A 17,457-nucleotide genomic window follows, 5' to 3' on the forward strand; every position below is an offset into this window, starting at 1 on the left:
CGGGAACTCAGGCCCGGCAGGTCTTACCGCGGTTCACGCAGTTGACCAGCCCGTTCATGATCCGCTGCGACATCACGTTGGCGAAGTCGTCGTGGTCGGACAACGGGTTGTGCTTCTCCTGCGGGAAAGCGTCCACTTTGTACTGCTTCTTGACCTGGATGTCGTGCGGGATGTCGTAGGTCAGCGAGATCTGCAGCTGCGGGACGGCCTTGAACCCCTTGGCGCACCGGCCGAACTGGTCCGGGAACACGATGTGCGTGCGGTGGTTGGCGCTGTCGGTGTTCTTCCCGTCCCAGCAGCTCGGGAACGTGTGGATCCGCTTGACCTTGCTGTTCGGCGGGCAGATCGGGTACTTGTCCGTGACGCGGTTCTCGAACCCGGAGCACGTCCAGCTCGCGCGGGCGTTGGCCGGCCCGTTGGTCGACTGCTTCGCGTCGCCGTAGAGCACGCGCAGGAACTTGGGCATCGCCACGACCTTGCCGACCGGGCTGCCGCGGAAGGTGATCTGGACCTTCTGCGGGCGCAGGATCTTGCCGTCGTTGCCCGGCAGCTCGTTGTTCTCGTCCTGCCCGGGCAGCGCGCCGCCCGCGGTGCTGCTCGGCGGCGGGGTGGGCGTCCCGGTGTCCTTGCCCGGCTTCGGTGCGCACGGCGCGAGGCCGCCGAGGTCCTGCGGCTTCGGCGCGAACCGGGCGATGATGGTGGCGATCCGCTCGAGGATCGCGGCGCGCCGGTCCTTCAGCGGGCCGAGGATGGAGTTCTGCACGAAGTTCGCGCCGCCCTGGCCCTGCGTCTGCGCGACGCGCTGGTTGGCCTCGTCGGTCTGCGTGTCGAGCTGGTCGAGGTTGCTGTCGACCTCGGCCATGGCCTGGTCCGGGACGTCGGTGAGCTTGCTCGCGACGTCCGGGCACGCGACCTGGACGGTCTTGGCCTCCTGGTCGGCCTGCACGCGGTCGCCGTCCGGCTTCTTCGCGGGCTCGTTCTTCTCTTCTTCGCCGGTGTCGATGCGCACGACGGGCCAGAAGTAGGCGGACTTGTCGCCGTTGCGGCAGGTGGTGCCGGCCTTGACGAGGCTCTTGTTGTTCGAGTCGGCGTTCGTCGAAAGGTTGCCGACGTAGTCGTGCAGGTGCTGGGCGCCGTTGCGGACGCCGGGCTGGGCGATGAAGTTGTCGGGGTTGAAGTGGCCGTTCTCGTTGCGGCCGCAGTCGACGGTGAAGGTGCCGGTCGACGCGCCGTACACCGGGCGCGGGTCGAACTGGTTCGGCTGGACCTTGAGGATGTCGACGAAGAAGGCGGGGTTGGCCTCGTCGGCGCTCGCTTCACCGGTGTTGCCGGTGGTCGTCGCGACGACGATGCCGCCGACCGCGAGCGCGAGGGCGAGGCCGCCGGTCGCGATCTTCGTTCTGCGGGAGATGCGATGGCGCCCTTGGGTGCGGGACATGGATGGATCCTCCGGGGGTGTCGGGCTGGCGGGAATGCGCGACACTGGCGGGCCGAGCCCAGGCTCGTGCCCACCAGACTGAGACATTCAGAAGCAGCGTCGGCGGGACGGAACGATCCCCGGCTGGTCCACCGACCCGACATCGGTGGATGCGCCGCCACCTGCCCGTGGCCGCGCCGTCAACCGGCTGGTTATCGTTCCGTGATGGAAGCTACACCGGGGTTTGACACCGGGCAAGAAGAGATTTCCGGCAATTACCAACCGTCAGTCCGGGGTTCCGTTTGCGTAGTCGCGGGTGGTCGCGAAAAGGCGTCAGGAATCGACCAAGAATGGCGTACGCGAAAAAAGCGGGCATGACGGCCCGCAACTGGATCACGCTGGGGTGCCGCGCGTGTCCCTCTCCGGCGTACTCGGGTGTGCGGTCATCCTGGGCCGCTGACCGGGGCGTTGTCCAGCTCCGGAGGGTGTGGCGAAAAACTTTGAACCGACCTGAACCCGCATCCGTATACCTGGGTGAGACCCGCCGAATGCCCGCTGGCCGAATGTCGCGCGGCGCGGCAGAATCCGTGCCCATGGCACGGTACGGAACCCAGTTCGGCCCGGACATCACATTCCTGGGCGTCGAGCGGTGCGATTGGGCGGACGCCGCCACTTATCGCGACGCCGACGTCGTCATTCTCGGCGCCCCGTTCGACGGCGGGACCTCCCACCGCCCGGGGACCCGGTTCGGCCCGCAGTACATCCGCCAGAGCTGCTACCTCCCGCACGACGGCTCGCGCCCGTCGCTGGCGATGCGCGTCGACGGGCTCAAGGACCTGGCGGTCTACGACGCCGGCGACGTCGAGATGTACTCGGGCGACGCCGAGCGCTCGGTGCGTTCGCTGCAGGAGGCCGTGCACGCGGTCACCGCGAACGGCGCGATCCCGCTCGTCCTCGGCGGCGACCACACGATCGCCTGGCCGGACGCCGCCGGCGTCGCCCAGCACGTGGGGCAGGGGCGGGTGTCGATGATCCACTTCGACGCGCACGCCGACACCGGTGACATCGCGTTCGGCTCCCTGGTCGGGCACGGCCAGCCGATGCGCCGCCTGATCGAGTCCGGCGCGGTCCGCGGCGACCGGTTCCTCCAGATCGGCCTGCGCGGCTACTGGCCCGAACCGGCGACGCTGGACTGGATGGCGTCGCAGCGGATGCGGTCGTACGAGATGACCGAAGTCGTCGCGCGCGGGCTCGACGAGTGCCTCACCGAGGCGTTCGGGATCGCGCTCGACGAGTGCGACGGCGTGTTCCTGTCGGTGGACATCGACGTCTGCGACCCGGGCCACGCGCCGGGCACGGGCACGCCGGAACCGGGCGGGCTGACGGCCCGCCAGCTGCTGGACTCGGTCCGGCGGATAGCGTACGAGCTGCCGGTGGCGGGGATCGACGTCGTCGAGGTGTCCCCGCCGTACGACCAGGCGGAGATCACGTCGTTCCTGGCGAACCGCGTGGTCCTGGAGGCGCTGTCGGGCATCGCCCGCCGCCGCCGCGACGCCGCGGACGGCACGACCTGGGACCCGACACTCCCGTTGCTGGCCGACCGCCCGGACCGCCGCCCGGAGTGACCGCGTACCCGGAGGGTCGGCTCGCGTACCGGAACGGTCGGCTCGCGTACCTGGACGGTCGGACAGTGAGCCGACCCTCCAGGTACGCGAACCGACTGCCTGGGTACGTGAGCCGACTGCCTGGGTACGTGAGCCGACTGTCTGGGTACGTGAGCCGACCGTCCGGGTCAGCGGAGGGTGGCCGGGACCGCGGGGATCGCGGCCAGTGCCGAGCCCAGGCGGTGGCCGACCGCGAGGCCGATCTGGTCGCGCAGCTCGGTCAGCTTGGCCACGTCGATGCCTGTCGCGATGCCTTCGCGGTGGAAGAAGTCGACCAGGTCGTCCGTCGCGACGTTGCCCGACGCGCCCGGGGCGAACGGGCAGCCGCCGAGGCCGCCCAGCGCCGCGTCGAACCGGCGGATCCCCAGGCCGAACCCTTCCCACGCGTTCGCCAGCGCCAGCCCGTAGGTGTTGTGCAGGTGCAGGCCGAGCGGGACGTCCGGCAGCTCGTCGCGGACCGCCGACACGATCGTCCGCAGCTGGCTCGGCCGGGCGGCGCCGATCGTGTCGGCGAGGTGGACCACGCGTGCGCCCATCGCGCCCAGCCGCGCGGCCACGTCGGCCGTCCGGTCCGGGTCCGTGTCGCCGTCGAACGGGCACACGAACGCCGTCGCGACCGACGCCTCCACGGCCACCCCGGCCGCGGTCAGCAGCGCGGCGCACCCGGCCAGCCGGTCGAGCGCCGCGGCCGTCGGCACGCCCGCGTTGGCGACGCTGTGCCCGTCGCTCGCCGACACGACCAGCCGCACCGACTTCGCGCCGGCGTCGATCGCCTGCTGTGCCCCGCGTTCGGTGAAGACGAGGGAGTGCAGCGCCGCCGGTGCGTCGAGCAGCGTCTTCAGCACCTCGCCCGTGTCGGCCATCTGCGGCACCCGGCGCGCCGAGACGAACGACCCGACCTCCAGGGATCGCACGCCCGCGTCGACGAGACCGCGAGCGAGCCGGACCTTCTCGTGCGTCGGGACGGTGACGGCCTCGTCCTGCAGGCCGTCACGCAGCACGACCTCGGTGAGGAGTACTTCGGTCATGGTCAGATCACTCCGTTCTCACGCAGGCGGGTGACCGCCTCGCCGGTGACGCCGAGCTCGGCGAGCACGGCTTCGGTGTGTTCGCCCAGCTCCGGGCCGAGCGAGCGGGTCCGGCCGGGCCGCTCGGTCAGCGTCGGCACGATGCCGGGGAACGTGATTTCGCCGTCGTGGCCGCGCACCCGGTGCCGCTCGTGCATGCCGCGGGCCTCGAAGTGCGGGTCCTTGGCGATGTCCGCGGCGGTCAGGATCGGTCCACACGGGACGGACGCGCCGCGCAGCACGGCTTCGGCGGCTTCCTGGGTGAGCGCTGCGGTCCACGCGCCGATCGCGTCGTCGAGCAGCCCGGCGTGCTCGACCCGGCCCGCGTTGTCCGCGAGCCGGGGGTCGACGGCGAGGTCGTCGCGCCCGATGGCGTGCATGAGCCGGCGGAAGATGGCGTCGCCGTTGCCGCTGACCACGATGTACTTGCCGTCGGCGCAGCGGTAGGTGTTGGACGGCGCGACTCCGGGCAGCGCGGAGCCGGCCGGGCCGCGCACGACGCCGAACGCCTCGAAGTCCGGCAGCAGCGACTCCATCAGCGAATAGACGGCTTCGTACAACGCGACGTCGACGACTTCACCCGGGGCGGCACCCGGCTCGCGGTCGCGCCTGAGCAGGCCCATCAGCGCGCCGATCACCGCGTAGAGCCCGGCGACCGAGTCGGCAAGGCTGACCCCGACGCGCGTGGGCGGCCGGCCGGGGTAGCCGGTGAGCGCGCGCAGGCCGCCGATCGCCTCGGCGACGCCGCCGAAGCCGGGGCGGTCGCGGTAGGGGCCGGTCTGGCCGTACCCGGAGACGCGGACGACGACCAGCCGCGGGTTGAGCGCGCGCAGCTCGCCGGGTCCGAGCCCCCAGCGTTCGAGGGTGCCGGGCCGGAAGTTCTCCAGCAGGACGTCGCTGCGGGCGGCGAGCGCGCGGACGAGCTCCTGGCCTTCGGGGCGGCGCAGGTCGACGGTCATCGAGCGCTTGTTGCGGCCGAGGGTGCGGAACAGCAGCGACGTGTCGCCGTCGTACAGCCGCCAGCGCCGGAGCTCGTCCCCGGTGCCCGGGCGTTCGACCTTGACGACGTCGGCGCCGAAGTCGGCCAGGAGCCGGCCGGCGGTCGGCGCGGCGATGAAGTTCCCCAGTTCGACCACCCGGATGCCCGCCAAGGGTCCGGTTTGCTGACTCATGCCCGACTCCAAACCACGATGTGAGTTGTAAACCCAGAATACGGGCGAGTGTCGCGGAGTCAACAGCGTCGAGCGTGGATAGACTGTGCGGCACACCACGGGCACGGGGCGGGGCGATGGCAGAGGAAGAACGCAGCGGCACGACGCCGGTGCTGGTGCTGCGCAAGTTCAAGCAGATCCTCGAGTCGTTCACCATCGACGACCCCGAGCTGACGCTGCAGCAGATCACCCGCTCGACCGGGTTGCCGGCGAGCACCTGCCAGCGGCTGGTGCACAACCTGGTGCGCGAAGGCTTCCTCGACCGCTACGACGACACCTACCGCGTCGGGCTCGGCCTGGTCCGCTGGGCGGCGCCGGGCACGTTCGGCCTCGACCTGGTCCGGCTGACCCGGCCGGTGCTGCAGCAGCTGCGCGACGAAACGGGCGAGACGGCCTGCCTGTACGTCCGCGACGGCGCGTACCGGACGGTGATTTCGCTGGCGGAGTCCCGGCACCCGGTGGTCCGGCTGTTCGTGGTCGGCATGGTGATGCCGCTGCACGCCGGCTCGGCCGGGAAGGTGTTCCTGGCCTGGGACAAGCTGGCGGTCAAAGACGCGATCGGCCACGGCCTGGCGCGCTTCACCCCGCGCACGACCGTCGACATCGACCTGCTCACCGAGCAGCTCGGGCAGATCCGCGAGGCGGGGTACGCGGTGAGCTTCGAGGAACGCGACCTCGGTGCGGCGTCGCTGAGTGCCCCGGTGTTCGGCCTGAACGGCGAGGTCAGCGCGGCGATCGGGATCGGCGCGCCGACCCAGCGCATGACCGCGGCCGACGTGCCGCGGCTGGCGCCGACCGTGGTGGAGGCCGGGCGGCGCGCTTCGGAGCGGCTCGGGTACCGGCCGGGTGTCGAGCGGGTCGCCGCTCTCTGACTCCCGGCGCCCGATTCCTCCCGGGCTGCGGTCTGTTGCCCGTTCACCGATGCTCGTCGTGGCCCGCGTGTCCTTGACTCCGCTCGTCGTCCGTCACATTATGGGTCGGCCAACCACATGGTGGAGAAGTCAAAGGAGACGACGGATGGCGAACATGCCCGACGCCGCCGTGCCGGACACCGGCACGATCGCGGGCCGGCTCGACCGGCTGCCCATCACCCGCACGCACCGCCGGGCCACCGTCGCCGTCGGGCTCGGCCTGTTCTTCGACTTCTACGAGGTCTTCCTGACCGGCGTGCTCAGCTCCGTGCTCGTCGAGGAGTTCTCCCTCACGAAGGCGGAGCTGCCGCCGCTGCTGGCGTCGACGTTCGTCGGCATGTTCTTCGGCGCCCTCCTGCTCGGCCGGCTCGCGGACCGGTTCGGCCGCCGCGGCGCGTTCCTGCTGAACCTGGGGCTCTACTCGCTCTTCTCGCTGCTCGGCGCGTTCAGCGGCAGCGCGCTGATGCTGCTGGTGACGCGGTTCTTCGCGGGCATCGGCCTGGGCGCGGAACCGCCGCTCGCCGACACCTATCTGACCGACCTGCTCCCGGCGCGCAAGCGCGGCCGGTTCATCGCCTGGGCGTACACGCTCGCGTTCTGCGGCTTCCCGGTCGTCGGCTTCCTGGCCCGCGGCCTGACCGAGCACGAGATCCTCGGCGTCGCCGGCTGGCGCTGGCTGTTCGTGCTCGGCGCACTCGGCGCGGGCGCGGTGTTCCTGCTGCGGCGCGGCCTGCCCGAGTCGCCGCGGTGGCTGGAGTCGGTCGGCCGCACCGAAGAGGCCGAGCACTTGGTGGCCGGGCTCGAAGCCGAGGCACGCGGCGCCGTCAACGAAAACCCCGCCCCGGCCCGTGGCACCACCCGCAAGCGCGCCGCCGCGCCGGTGCGCGAGCTGTTCGGGCCGGCGCTGCGCCGCCGCACCTGGATGATGGTCGTCTTCCAGATCCTGCAGACGCTCGGCTACTACGGCTTCGGCACGCTGGTGCCGCTGGTGCTGGCCGCCAAGGGGTACGCGGTTTCGCAGTCGCTGCTGTTCGCCGCGCTGACCTACCTCGGCTACCCGGTCGGCTCGGCGCTGTCGCTGCCGCTCGTGGAACGCGTCGAGCGGAAGTACCTCGTGGTCGGCTCGGTGCTGGCGATGGCGGTGTTCGGCATCGCGTTCGGCTACTCGGGTTCGATGGCGCTGATCCTCGTGTTCGGCTTCCTCTACACCGCGACCAGCAACGTGTTCTCGAACGCGTACCACATCTACCAGGCGGAGATCTTCCCGACGGCGCTGCGCTCGACGGCGTCGAGCGGCACCTACTCGCTGTCGCGGCTGGCGAGCGGCGCGATGCCGTTCGTGCTGGTGCCGCTGCTGAACTCGAGCGGCCCGACGACGCTGTTCCTGGTCGTGGCCGGGGCGCTGGTGGTGGTCGCGGTGGACATCGCGGTGCTCGGCCCGCGCACGACCGGCCGCCGGCTGGAGAACGTCAACGACGAGGCCGCGCAGCCGCTTCGATGACCGCGACCGCCTCGCCGACCGGCAGCCGGGCGGTGTCGACGACGAGGCGGTCACGGGTCCACGGCTCGTACTCGCGGCCGGCGATCGCCGCCCAGGTGGGCGGGACGTGCCCGGGGATGCCGGTGTCCCGGGTTTCCGCGCGGCGCCGGTGTTCGGCGGGATCGGAGCAGACGATCTCGGCTTCGAGCACGCGCGCGCCGTGGCCGAGACCGGTGTCCCGCCAGGCATCCCGGGTGACGGCGAGGGGGTTGACGCACTCGGCGATCACGCTGACCCCGGTGCGCAGGAGATCGGCCGCCACCTTCCGCGCGACGACGTAGCCGACCGGTCCGAGCGGCTGCGCGAGGGGAGTGGAAGCGAGGATGGCCTGTTCGATGGTGTCGACCCGCAGGAAGGAGAAACCGGTCCGGCGCGCCAGTTCCGCGGCGACGGTGGTCTTCCCGGTGGCGGGCAGCCCACCGACGACGATCAGCAGGGGAGGCACCGGCGCATGATCGCACGGCGGGAGCACCGCATCGGAGGAGGCCAAGTCCTTCGATACGGCCCTCCCGCTGCTCAGGAGGCGGCCCGCTTCTGGGCCAGCAGGCCGCGCCGCAGGGCCGTCAACGCCCGGTGCTGAGCCACGCGGACCGCGCCCGCGCTGCGCAACCCCACCGCCGCCGCCGTCTCCTCGGCCGACAGGCCCAGGATGATGCGCAGCACCAGGATCTCGCGCTGGCGCGCCGGAAGCGTGTCGAGCAGTCCCGCCGACCAGTCCAGCCCGGCCGAGCGCTCGACTTCTTCGCCCGTCGGGTCGCCGCCCGTCCAGCGTTCGGCCGGGGGCTCGGCCACCGGGCTCGTGCGGTCGCGCGCCCGCTTGCGGTGGACGTCGGACACCTTGTGCGCCGCGATGCCGAACACGAACGGCAGGAACCCGTCGGCCTCGTAGCGGTACCCCGGCAGCGCGCCGACGACCGCCAGGAGCACGTCCTGCGCGCAGTCCTCGGCGTCCGACGAGCCGTCCTGCCACGTGCCGAGCCGGCCGAGGCAGTAGCGGAACACCATCGGCCGCAGCGCGCGCAGCACACCCGCGATCCCGGCGCGGTTGCCGGCGATCGCGGACCGGACCAGCTCCGGATCGAGACTGAAGGTCGCCGTGGGAGCGGGTTCGCCCGCGGCGGACTGCGGCGGCATCGAGTCTCACCTTTCCTCGGCGACGGACGGTCACGACGCTAGGTCACACCGCGTGGCCACCACACCGGCCGGGCGGCCGCCGCGGCCCGGGTCTTCCGGCCCTGGCGCGGGACGGCGCGGCGTGCGTGGCGTGGGACCGCTGCCTGCCTGCCCGGCCGCCCCGGCGGGGCCGGGCCGAACGGCCCTACCGGGCCCCTCGGCCCACCGATCACGCTGACGACCGGGGATTTTTCACAGGGAGAAACGCAGGGACGCGATGGTGGACGACGTGGGCTTCGGGCTGCTGCTCGATCGGCAGCAGTGCCTGGCGCTGCTCCGGACGGCCAGCCTGGGCCGGGTGATCTTCACCCACCGAGCGATGCCTGCCGTCCGGCCGGTGCGCTTCACCGTCGTCGACGAGGCCGTCGTGTTCGCCGTCCCGACCAGCAGTCCTCTGTACGCGGGCGCGCGTGACGCCGTCGTCGCGTTCGAAGCCGACGACTTCGCCACCGACTTCGGCGCCGGCTGGTACGTCAGCGTGCTGGGGCGCGCCACCGAGACCCCGGCGGACGACGCCCGGATCGCCTGCCTGTGCCCGTGCCCGGAGCTGGCCGGCCGCCGTTTTCTCCGGATCCCGGTGGAGACCATCACCGGTCACCGCATGGCCTGCCACGCCGAGTAACAAACCTGCTCCGCCGATCGACCCACCGGATGGACGAACCGGATTGGGCCGACACGGGCAGTCGCTTGTGGGACCCTTGACGGCCCGGGGAGACCCCCGGGATCGGGCTGATGTGGGGTCGGCGGGAAGTGGCGGACGAAATCGGCGTGCCGGCGATCCTGGCCGCGGTGGCCGGGATCGCGCGGGAGCTGGAGATGCCGGCGTTGCTGGACCGCGCCGTGAAGACCGTGTGCGAGCTGGTCGGCGCGCGCCACGGCCGGATCGACGTGACGGGCCCCGACGGCGAGGTGGCCGCCGAGCACGGCCGGCCGGGCGGCGGGACCGCGGCCGAGCTGCCGGTCGGCGCCGGCGAGCGCGTGTTCGGTCTCCTCACCGTCGAGCCCGCCCACGGGGCGTTCGGCCGCCGCGAGTACGAGGTGCTGGGCGCACTGGCCGCGGCGACCGGGATGGCCGTCGAAAAGGCCGTGCTGGTCGACGGGATGCGCCGCCGCGAACGCTGGCTGGAGGCTTCCTACGACGTCACGCGGGCCCTGCTCGGCGTGCAGGACCTGCGTTCCACGCTCCGGCTGATCGCCGAGCGCGCCCGCGTGGTCGCGGGGGGCACCGGGGGCGCGATCGCCCTGCCCGACGGGCCCGACCGGCTGGTGTTCGACGTCGTCGAGCCGCCGGGGGAGGACTCCGAGCGGCTCACCGGGCTGACCGTCCCGACCGAGGGGACCGCCACCGGCATCGCCTTCACCACCCGGCGCCCGGTGGTCGTGCGCGACTACGGCGAACACGTCCAGAACGAGCAGCGCGACCGCGCCGGGCCGATGCCCGCGATGATCAAGGACCTCGACTCGGCGATCTCGGTGCCGCTGATCGTCGGCGACGAGACCCTCGGCGTCCTGCTCGTCGCGAAGTTCCGCGACAAGTCGCCGTTCACCGACTCCGACGTCCAGCTGGCCGAAACGTTCGCCGGGCACGCGGCGCTGGCCGTCGAGTTCTCCCGGATGCAGGAGGTGCGCCAGCAGCTGGCGGTGTTCTCCGACCGCGACCGGATCGCCCGCGACCTCCACGACCTGGTCATCCAGCGGCTGTTCGCGACCGGGCTCGGGCTCGAGGGCGTCAGCAGGCTGATCGCCGATCCGGCCGTCGGCGCGCGCGTCGCCGGGTTCGCCCAGGACCTCGACGGCACGATCCGCGAGATCCGCAACAGCATCTTCTCGCTGCAGGCGCCCGCGCAGGCGCAGGGAAGCCTGCGCGCCGAGCTGCTGCGGGTGGCCGTCGACGCGCGGGACACGCTGGGCTTCGAGCCGCGCGTCGGCTTCGACGGGCCGCTCGACGCGTCCGTGCCGGACGCCGTCCGGTCCGACCTGATCGCGTCGCTGCGCGAGGCGCTGACGAACGTGGCGCGCCACGCCGGGGCGACGTCGTCGTCGGTCGAAGTCACCGTGGACCGGGGCGGCCGCTGGCTGAGCCTGGTGGTGCGCGACGACGGGACCGGCCCGCCGCCGGAATCCGACCGGCGCAGCGGGCTCGCCAACCTGTCCGCGCGTGCGGCACGGTGGAGCGGGAACTGCGAGCTGGTGGCCGCCGAGGGCGGCGGCTCCCGGCTGGAATGGACCGTGGAGCTGCCGGCCCGGGCCGGCGAGCAGGGGAGTGGACGATGACGATCTCGGTGTTCCTGCTGGACGACCACGAGCTGGTCCGCACCGGCCTGAAGACCGTCTTCGAGTCCGAAGAGGACATCGAGGTGGTGGGCGAGGCGGGGACGGCGGCCGAGGCGCTGGTCCGGATCCCGCAGGCCCGCCCGGACGTGGCGATCCTCGACGTGCGGCTGCCCGACGGCCAGGGCGTCGAGGTGTGCCGCGAGATCCGCTCGACCGTCGAGCCGGCGCCGGCCTGCCTGATGCTGACGTCCTATTCGGACGACGACGCGCTCTTCGGCGCGATCATGGCGGGCGCGGCCGGATACATGCTCAAGCAGGTCTCCGGCCGGTCGCTGGTCGACGCCGTCCGCACGGTCGCCGTCGGCGGCTCGCTGCTGGACGCCACGCTGACCGCCTCGGTGATGAACAAGCTGCGCGGTGAGGACGTGGCCGCCCCGGACCCGCGGTACGAGCAGCTCAGCCCGCAGGAGCGCCGGGTGCTGGACCTGGTGGCCGAAGGCCTGACCAACCGGCAGATCGCCGAGCGGCTGTTCCTGGCCGAGAAGACGGTGAAGAACTACGTGTCGTCGGTGCTGCACAAGCTCGGGGTCGAGCGGCGCACCTCGGCGGCGGTGTACGTGTCGCAGCGACGCGCCGAGGGCGGCCGTTCGTCCTGATCACACGCCCACTCGGCGGAAACCCGTGGCGCATCCGACGTATCTGGCCCGCGATGCGATACACCTGTCGGGTGACGCACGGATCGTCGTGCGCGGCAAGAGGGGACGGCATGTCGGGGTTGTCGAGCGGGGACTATGTCACGCAGCAGATCAAGGCGCTGGCCAGAGCCGTGCGCCGGGAAGGTGCCGGCGGTGTCGGCACGCGCAGCTTCCAGCTGGCGGAGCACTTGGCGGCGGAAGGAGGCGTCCACCGCGGCGACATCCTGACGGCGACGGCGACGCTCCTGGCGATGACGGCGTGGTGCGACGGCGAAGCGGAGGCGGCCTGCCGGTTCGCGGAGCTGGCCGGTGAGCACGACGAGGATTCGCGGGAGCTGGTGACGCACCTGCTGCGGCTGGAAGCCGGGGCGGATCAAGGCTGGCTGCCGCAGGAGCAGGTGGAAGCGTTGCTGGAGTACGCCCAGCGCGCCCGCCGGAACGACTTGGCGCTGCGGCTGCGCGCGATCGCCGGGGCGTCGCGGGGCGGACGGCACCGCCGGGACAACTGAGGACCTTCGTGGAGCGGCCGCGGGCGGGGACACCGGTCCCCGCCCGCGGTCTTCCTAGGCGCTGACTCCGGTCAGCGCGAAGAACTCCTGCCGCGACTTGGGTTCCTCCCGCAGCAGGCCGTGCAGGGCCGACGTCACGGTGAGCGCGCCGGCCGCCCGCACGCCGCGCAGCGACATGCACAGGTGCTCGGCCTCGATCACGACGCCGACGCCCTTGGGCGCGAGGTGTTCCTGCAGCCAGTCCGCGACCTGCTTGGTCAGCCGTTCCTGCACCTGCAGGTCGCGCGCGAACATCTCGACGACGCGGGCGAGCTTCGACAGGCCGAGGATCCGCTCGCCGGGCAGGTAGCCCACGTGCGCGACGCCGCGGAAGGGCAGCAGGTGGTGCTCGCACAGCGACTGCACCGGGATGCTCTTCGCCAGCACGAGCTCGTCGTAGCCCTCGTCGTTCGGGAACGTCGTCAGCTTGAAGTCGCGCGGGCGCAGCATCTCCGCGTAGGCGTTGGCCACCCGCCTCGGCGTGTCGGCGAGGTGCTCGGACACCGGGTCCTTCCCCAGCGCGCGCAGCAGGTCGGCGACCGCGCGTTCCGCCGCGCGCAGGTCCATGGCGTCGCGGTCGGGGACGACGCCCAGGTGCCGCAGCGGCACCGGTTCACGGACGGGATCGACGGTCACTGAGGCCTCCTTCTGAACCAGGACGAGCCGACGGTAGAAGCCCGCCGGGGTTTTCGTCAACGGTTGTTTGTTTTAGAGTGCTCAGATGCACAAGTCCCAGGCCGGCGCGCTGGCGGCGGTCGCGACGCTCGACGAGCCGACGCGCCGGCGGCTGTACGAGTACGTCGTCCGGCGCCCGGCGCCGGTGAGCCGCGACGACGTCGCGTCGGCCCTCGGCGTGCCCCGGGCGACCGTCGCCTTCCACCTGGACCGCCTGGTGGAGGAGCAGCTCCTGGCGGTCGAGTACGAGCGCCGCAGCGGCCGCACCGGGCCGGGCGCGGGCCGCCCGGCCAAGGTCTACCGCCGGTCCGACCGGCAGGTGAGCGTCTCGGTGCCCGAGCGGCACTACGAGCTGGCCGGCGAGCTCCTCGCGGCCGCGATCGAGGAGGCCGGTGAGACCGGCTCGGCGCGCGAGATCCTCGGGCGGCGCGCCCGCGGTCACGGGGCCGAACTGGCCGCCGGGGCCCCGGACGTCGTCGCCGTCCTCGAGGAGCACGGGTTCGAGCCTCGCGTCGAGGGCGACGGGGTGCTGCTCGCCAACTGCCCGTTTCACCGGCTGGCCCGGAAGCACCCGCGGCTGGTCTGCGAGATGAACCTGGGGCTGGTCGAAGGCATGCTCGCCGGCACGGGCGAGGACCGCCTGCGCGCCCGGCTGGACCCGCAGCCCGGTTTCTGCTGCGTGCGCCTCGCGCCGGCCTAGCGCGGGAGGAACGCGAGGACGAAGAGGAACGCACCGAAGCCGACGAGGGCGCCCGAGGCGACGCGGTGGAGGCTGCGGCCGCGCAGTTTCCGGGCCAGCCGCGTGCCGAGCAGGGTGCCGGCGCCGGCCAGCACGCCCAGGATGCTGCCGAGTCCGAAGTGGACGGAGCCCTGCGCCGCGTAGCCGAGCGTCGCGAAGCCGACGAGCGGGAGCTGGATCAGCTGCCCGGCCGCGATCGTCGTCAACGCGGGCACGCCGAGCGCCAGCAGCACCGGGACGAGCAGCACCGGCCCGCCCGTGCCGGTGAGCGCCGAGCCGAACCCGACGGCCGCCCCGACCGCGACGGCGGCGGGCGCGCACAGTTCGCGTGCCTCGCGGGGCCGTGCCCAGAGGTTGAAGGCGCCGGAGCCGGCGGTCACCACGGCCAGGAACAGCCAGAGGACGGTCGCCGGGACGACGCCGTTGACGAGAGCGCCGGCCGCCGCGGCCGGCGCCGCGCCGAGGGTGAGCCAACCGCCGAAGCGCCAGGGCATCGCCTGGTGGCGTGCATAGGCGACCGTGCCGACGACGCCGGTGAAGAGGAAGGCCCAGCTGCTGGTACCGGCGGCGGCGTGGACGTCGAGGTCGGCGAGCCAGGTGAGCGCGGGCGGGAGGAGGACACCGCCGATGCCGATCGCCCCGATGAAGACGCCGACCGGCACCGCCAGCAGCAGGACGGCTAGCACGAGCCGAACCACGTCCTGGTCTCCATGAGCCGACCGTAGCCGGTGCGGGGTGTGGCGTCGGGTCCCGGGCGCACCCGACGCCACCCCGCGGCGCTACTTGGCCGGGACCTCGCCCAGCCGGTCCGCGACCGCCGTCGTGATCGCGCTCGCCCCGATCTCCGTGCCCGGCTTGATCCAGGCCTCGTCCGGCTCCGCGCCCGCGATCTGGCGCTCGCCGATGAACTGGCCCGTCACCGGGTCGATGATCAGCTGCCGGATCTCGTGGCGGTCGTCGAGGCCGAGGGCGACGCCGGTGCGGCCGTCGAGGTTCGCCTCCGCCGCCAGCACCGTGATGCCCGGGATCCGCGCCAGCGCCCGGTACCACTGCGCGCGCAGCTCGGCCGGCATCAGCCCGGCCCGCAGGATCTCGATGCCGAAGTGGAACATCACCGTCGGCGTCGAGCCGCGGCCCTTGGTCATCGCCTGCAGCTTCGCGTACAGCGCCGCCGGGTCGTGCGGCAGCGTCGCGTAGAACGCCGGGCTGTCCCAGTCGGCCGGGTCGTCGCACTTCTTCGCCGGCTTGGCCTTCGGGAAGAAGTCGCCGCAGCGGCCCTGCCACTGGCCCTGGTCGGTGTCCGTGATCTCCGGCTCGGGCGACTGGGACTGCGGCTGCGAACCGCCGAGGAACTTCCCGGTGTGCACGATCTTGCGGTTCTCCTGCCAGACGTCGTGGGCGTCGGCCGGGATCCAGCGGTCGATCTGCTGCTCCCACAGGTACGTGTACCCGGTCGTGTCGCTGCTCTGGACGCCGCGCCCGACCCACGTGTGCTCGGCGACGTACCGGAACTGCCCGGGGCCGACGGGCTGGTCGACCGCGCCGACACTGAGGTCGGCCGCCCGGTTCAGCACCTGCACCGCCGACATCAGCTTGATGTCCGGCCAGTTCGCGGTCGGGTTCGCAGTCGGGTTGGCGCTCGGCGCGGGCAGCGCGGCCGTGGGCGCGGGCCCGGACGGGTCCGCCTGCACGACGACGATCGTCGCCGCGACCACCCCGGCGACGGCGGCGGCGACCGGCAGCGCGAACCGGCGCGCCCGCCGGGCCCGCAGCGGGACGACGGTCGAGCCGGCGTCCAGCTCGGCCATCAGCTTCGCGCGGGCCGCGGCGAGGTCGGCGGGCGCCGTCCGGGCGTCGCGGTGGAGCAGCTCGAGGGTTTCGTCGAGCTCATGCATGGGGGTTCTCCTCGGTGGGGACGAGCAACGCCTGGAGGCGGTGGCGGACGCGGTGCAAGCGGGACCGGACCGTGCTGGCGGGCACGCCGAGCGCTTCGGCGACCTCGGCCGGTTCGAGCCCGGCCCAGGACGTGAGCAGCAGGACGTCACGGTCCTGTTCGGACAGCGCGGCGAGCTCGCCGGCGAGGACGCGCAGGCGCGCGGCCGCGTCGACCCGGCCGGCCACCGCGGTGTCGTGGTTCTCTTCCGGGCGCTCTTCGGCGCCGGCCTTCGCCGTCAGCTGGAAGCCGCGGACCTCCTGGCGCACGTGGTTGCGCAGCAGGTTGGTCGCGATCCCGTAGAGCCAGCCGCGGATCGGCGCCTTCTCGGGGTCGTAGCTGGCGCGTCTTCGGAGCGCGACGACGAACGTCTCCGCCACGAGGTCGTCGGCGGCGTGCACGCCCACCCGGCCCGCGAGGTACCCGCGCAGGGGATGGGCGTACTCGTCGAAGAGCCGTGAGAAGACCTCTTTCGGATCCTTCGCGGCGAGGTCGGGCCGCTCGAGCCGATCCACGATTCCGGTCACGCTACTGGTTGTCGCGACCCGCCGCCCGCGTCCCCGATCGCCCGCCCGGATGAGACGCAGGCCACATTCGGGACCTCCCGGCCGAACAGTTCCGGGTGGTGCGGACAAGAGCCGGTATGCACAGGGGAAACGCGGTGCTGCTGGCCGGGGCGTGCGCCGGCGCGGTGGTGGCGATGCTCGTCGTGGCCGCGGCGGTCCGGCCGCCGGTACCCCACGCGGCGGCCGGACCGGCGCTCGCGACCGCGCCGTCGTACACGACGAGCGTCGCCACGACGGCGACCTCGGCGCCGCCGGAGACCTCGGCGAAGGCGCCGCCGGTACCCGACGGCGCCTCGCTGGCGAAGCTCGTGCCCGGGAAGGTCAGCGTGCTCGTCCACGACCGCAAGAACGACCGCGACGTCGTCTCCTACCGCCCGGACGCCACCTACACGTCCGCGTCGCTGGTCAAGCTCTTCATCGCCTTCGAGGCCCTGCGGCAGGGCGAGCCCGCCGACGAAGTGGCCGAGATGCTGTCGCGCAGCGACGACGACGTCGCGAGCCGGCTCTGGATGCGGCTGGGCGGGCCGGAGATCGTCACGTCGTGGGCGGCGCGGATCGGCCTGAGGTCGACGACCCCGCCCGCCGACGCCGGGCACTGGGGCAGCACCCTCGTCACCGCCGCCGATCTCGTCCGCACCTACCGGTACCTCATGGACCAGGCGCCCGCCGGCACGCGGCAGGTCGTCCTGCGCGCTCTCGACGGCGCCACCGAACACGGCGCGGACGGCTTCGACCAGTACTTCGGCATCCCGGGCGCGGTCACCGCCGCCGACTGGGCGGTGAAACAGGGCTGGTCCTGCTGCGACCCCGGCCGCAACCTGCACACCAGCGGGCTCGTCAGCGGGCGCCGCTACATCGTCGTCGTGCTGAGCGCCCAGCCCGCCGCCACGTCCTGGGCGAAGGCGTCGCAGAACGTCACGGCGGTCGTGAAAGCGCTTTCGAAGCCGCTCGGCTGGTCCTGACGCGCCCGGCGTCCGCCGGTGACGGCGCGTTCGGCGGTACGGTCTCCTGGGTGGTGACACGGCGCGAGGTGGAGGGGGCCAG

At 72.7% G+C, this 17,457-nt stretch carries 18 protein-coding genes; 9 read left to right on the plus strand and 9 right to left on the minus strand.

Features of this window, described 5'->3' with window-relative positions:
- Positions 1 to 7: 7 nt before the first annotated feature.
- On the minus strand, positions 8 to 1,438 hold the full coding sequence (locus QSK39_RS33340; protein ID WP_285481832.1) for a DUF1996 domain-containing protein: 1,431 nt from the start codon (positions 1,436 to 1,438) through the stop codon (positions 8 to 10).
- Positions 1,439 to 2,010: 572 nt separating this feature from the next.
- Here QSK39_RS33340 and speB point away from each other — a divergent pair.
- Positions 2,011 to 3,042 carry an agmatinase gene (speB, locus tag QSK39_RS33345; protein WP_285481833.1) on the plus strand — a complete coding sequence of 344 codons (1,032 nt, stop codon included), beginning with the start codon at positions 2,011 to 2,013 and terminating at the stop codon, positions 3,040 to 3,042.
- A gap of 167 nt (positions 3,043 to 3,209) precedes the next feature.
- On the opposite strand, the gene QSK39_RS33350 is transcribed toward speB, so the two are convergent.
- Both QSK39_RS33350 and QSK39_RS33355 read right to left on the minus strand, forming a co-directional pair.
- Positions 3,210 to 4,109, minus strand: coding sequence for a hydroxymethylglutaryl-CoA lyase (locus QSK39_RS33350; RefSeq protein ID WP_285481834.1), 900 nt, complete (start codon positions 4,107 to 4,109; stop codon positions 3,210 to 3,212).
- Positions 4,110 to 4,111: 2 nt separating this feature from the next.
- A complete protein-coding gene (locus QSK39_RS33355; protein ID WP_285481835.1) occupies positions 4,112 to 5,320 on the minus strand; it encodes a CaiB/BaiF CoA transferase family protein in 1,209 nt (402 codons plus the stop codon).
- Between the two features lie 116 nt (positions 5,321 to 5,436).
- Here QSK39_RS33355 and QSK39_RS33360 point away from each other — a divergent pair, with 116 nt between their 5' ends.
- Together QSK39_RS33360 and QSK39_RS33365 are read left to right on the plus strand one after the other, a co-directional pair.
- Positions 5,437 to 6,231 carry an IclR family transcriptional regulator gene (locus QSK39_RS33360; protein ID WP_284747075.1) on the plus strand — a complete coding sequence of 265 codons (795 nt, stop codon included), beginning with the start codon at positions 5,437 to 5,439 and terminating at the stop codon, positions 6,229 to 6,231.
- Between the two features lie 145 nt (positions 6,232 to 6,376).
- The gene (locus tag QSK39_RS33365; protein WP_285481836.1) at positions 6,377 to 7,771 is read left to right on the plus strand and encodes an MFS transporter; all 1,395 of its coding nucleotides are present in this window, start codon (positions 6,377 to 6,379) and stop codon (positions 7,769 to 7,771) included.
- On the opposite strand, the gene QSK39_RS33370 is transcribed toward QSK39_RS33365, so the two are convergent.
- Together QSK39_RS33370 and QSK39_RS33375 are read right to left on the minus strand one after the other, a co-directional pair.
- Positions 7,740 to 8,255, minus strand: coding sequence for a P-loop nucleotide/nucleoside kinase family protein (locus QSK39_RS33370; protein ID WP_285481837.1), 516 nt, complete (start codon positions 8,253 to 8,255; stop codon positions 7,740 to 7,742). The two genes, QSK39_RS33365 and QSK39_RS33370, sit on opposite strands and share 32 nt — an antisense overlap.
- A 71-nt stretch (positions 8,256 to 8,326) precedes the next feature.
- Positions 8,327 to 8,944 (minus strand): sigma-70 family RNA polymerase sigma factor, encoded by a 618-nt coding sequence (locus QSK39_RS33375; protein WP_285481838.1) that lies wholly within the window; start codon positions 8,942 to 8,944, stop codon positions 8,327 to 8,329.
- Positions 8,945 to 9,200: 256 nt separating this feature from the next.
- Between QSK39_RS33375 and QSK39_RS33380 the strand changes: the two genes are divergently transcribed.
- The 4 genes from QSK39_RS33380 to QSK39_RS33395 all read left to right on the plus strand — a co-directional run bounded on the left by QSK39_RS33380 (position 9,201) and on the right by QSK39_RS33395 (position 12,461).
- Entirely contained in the window at positions 9,201 to 9,605 is a 405-nt protein-coding gene (locus QSK39_RS33380) for a pyridoxamine 5'-phosphate oxidase family protein (protein WP_285481839.1), read from the plus strand.
- Between the two features lie 128 nt (positions 9,606 to 9,733).
- Positions 9,734 to 11,257, plus strand: a complete 1,524-nt coding sequence (locus tag QSK39_RS33385) for a GAF domain-containing sensor histidine kinase (RefSeq protein WP_502873324.1) — start codon at positions 9,734 to 9,736, stop codon at positions 11,255 to 11,257.
- Entirely contained in the window at positions 11,254 to 11,913 is a 660-nt protein-coding gene (locus tag QSK39_RS33390; protein WP_285481841.1) for a response regulator, read from the plus strand. The genes QSK39_RS33385 and QSK39_RS33390 overlap by 4 nt, the downstream gene beginning before the upstream one ends.
- Before the next feature lie 110 nt (positions 11,914 to 12,023).
- Entirely contained in the window at positions 12,024 to 12,461 is a 438-nt protein-coding gene (locus tag QSK39_RS33395; protein ID WP_285481842.1) for a hypothetical protein, read from the plus strand.
- Between the two features lie 54 nt (positions 12,462 to 12,515).
- Here QSK39_RS33395 and folE read toward each other — a convergent pair whose 3' ends face one another.
- A complete protein-coding gene (gene folE, locus QSK39_RS33400) occupies positions 12,516 to 13,136 on the minus strand; it encodes a GTP cyclohydrolase I FolE (protein ID WP_285481843.1) in 621 nt (206 codons plus the stop codon).
- A gap of 85 nt (positions 13,137 to 13,221) precedes the next feature.
- Between folE and QSK39_RS33405 the strand changes: the two genes are divergently transcribed.
- Positions 13,222 to 13,875, plus strand: a complete 654-nt coding sequence (locus QSK39_RS33405) for a helix-turn-helix transcriptional regulator (protein WP_285481844.1) — start codon at positions 13,222 to 13,224, stop codon at positions 13,873 to 13,875.
- Here the strand turns inward: QSK39_RS33405 and QSK39_RS33410 are convergent.
- The 3 genes from QSK39_RS33410 to QSK39_RS33420 all read right to left on the minus strand — a co-directional run bounded on the left by QSK39_RS33410 (position 13,872) and on the right by QSK39_RS33420 (position 16,374).
- Positions 13,872 to 14,612: a sulfite exporter TauE/SafE family protein gene (locus QSK39_RS33410; protein WP_285481845.1), complete on the minus strand. Its 741-nt coding sequence runs from the start codon at positions 14,610 to 14,612 to the stop codon at positions 13,872 to 13,874. The two genes, QSK39_RS33405 and QSK39_RS33410, sit on opposite strands and share 4 nt — an antisense overlap.
- Before the next feature lie 81 nt (positions 14,613 to 14,693).
- Positions 14,694 to 15,809 carry a CU044_5270 family protein gene (locus QSK39_RS33415; protein ID WP_285481846.1) on the minus strand — a complete coding sequence of 372 codons (1,116 nt, stop codon included), beginning with the start codon at positions 15,807 to 15,809 and terminating at the stop codon, positions 14,694 to 14,696.
- Positions 15,802 to 16,374 carry an RNA polymerase sigma factor gene (locus tag QSK39_RS33420; protein WP_285481847.1) on the minus strand — a complete coding sequence of 191 codons (573 nt, stop codon included), beginning with the start codon at positions 16,372 to 16,374 and terminating at the stop codon, positions 15,802 to 15,804. Before QSK39_RS33420 ends, QSK39_RS33415 begins: the two co-directional genes overlap by 8 nt.
- A gap of 116 nt (positions 16,375 to 16,490) precedes the next feature.
- Here QSK39_RS33420 and QSK39_RS33425 point away from each other — a divergent pair, with 116 nt between their 5' ends.
- The gene (locus tag QSK39_RS33425; RefSeq protein ID WP_285481848.1) at positions 16,491 to 17,375 is read left to right on the plus strand and encodes a serine hydrolase; all 885 of its coding nucleotides are present in this window, start codon (positions 16,491 to 16,493) and stop codon (positions 17,373 to 17,375) included.
- The last annotated feature ends 82 nt before the right edge of the window (positions 17,376 to 17,457 follow it).

This window comes from Amycolatopsis sp. NBRC 101858 (assembly GCF_030269325.1).
In the GTDB taxonomy this organism is placed as follows: Bacteria; Actinomycetota; Actinomycetes; order Mycobacteriales; family Pseudonocardiaceae; genus Amycolatopsis; species Amycolatopsis ponsaeliensis.

Coding starts and splice junctions, on each gene's coding strand:
- QSK39_RS33360 (WP_284747075.1), top strand. CDS start 5,437: ATGGCAGAGGAAGAACGCAGCGGCACGACGCCGGTGCTGGTGCTGCGC.
- QSK39_RS33375 (WP_285481838.1), bottom strand. CDS start 8,944: ATGCCGCCGCAGTCCGCCGCGGGCGAACCCGCTCCCACGGCGACCTTC.
- QSK39_RS33390 (WP_285481841.1), top strand. CDS start 11,254: ATGACGATCTCGGTGTTCCTGCTGGACGACCACGAGCTGGTCCGCACC.
- QSK39_RS33405 (WP_285481844.1), top strand. CDS start 13,222: ATGCACAAGTCCCAGGCCGGCGCGCTGGCGGCGGTCGCGACGCTCGAC.
- speB (WP_285481833.1), top strand. CDS start 2,011: ATGGCACGGTACGGAACCCAGTTCGGCCCGGACATCACATTCCTGGGC.
- QSK39_RS33395 (WP_285481842.1), top strand. CDS start 12,024: ATGTCGGGGTTGTCGAGCGGGGACTATGTCACGCAGCAGATCAAGGCG.
- QSK39_RS33350 (WP_285481834.1), bottom strand. CDS start 4,109: ATGACCGAAGTACTCCTCACCGAGGTCGTGCTGCGTGACGGCCTGCAG.
- QSK39_RS33415 (WP_285481846.1), bottom strand. CDS start 15,809: ATGCATGAGCTCGACGAAACCCTCGAGCTGCTCCACCGCGACGCCCGG.
- QSK39_RS33340 (WP_285481832.1), bottom strand. CDS start 1,438: ATGTCCCGCACCCAAGGGCGCCATCGCATCTCCCGCAGAACGAAGATC.
- QSK39_RS33355 (WP_285481835.1), bottom strand. CDS start 5,320: ATGAGTCAGCAAACCGGACCCTTGGCGGGCATCCGGGTGGTCGAACTG.
- QSK39_RS33425 (WP_285481848.1), top strand. CDS start 16,491: ATGCACAGGGGAAACGCGGTGCTGCTGGCCGGGGCGTGCGCCGGCGCG.
- QSK39_RS33365 (WP_285481836.1), top strand. CDS start 6,377: ATGGCGAACATGCCCGACGCCGCCGTGCCGGACACCGGCACGATCGCG.
- QSK39_RS33380 (WP_285481839.1), top strand. CDS start 9,201: ATGGTGGACGACGTGGGCTTCGGGCTGCTGCTCGATCGGCAGCAGTGC.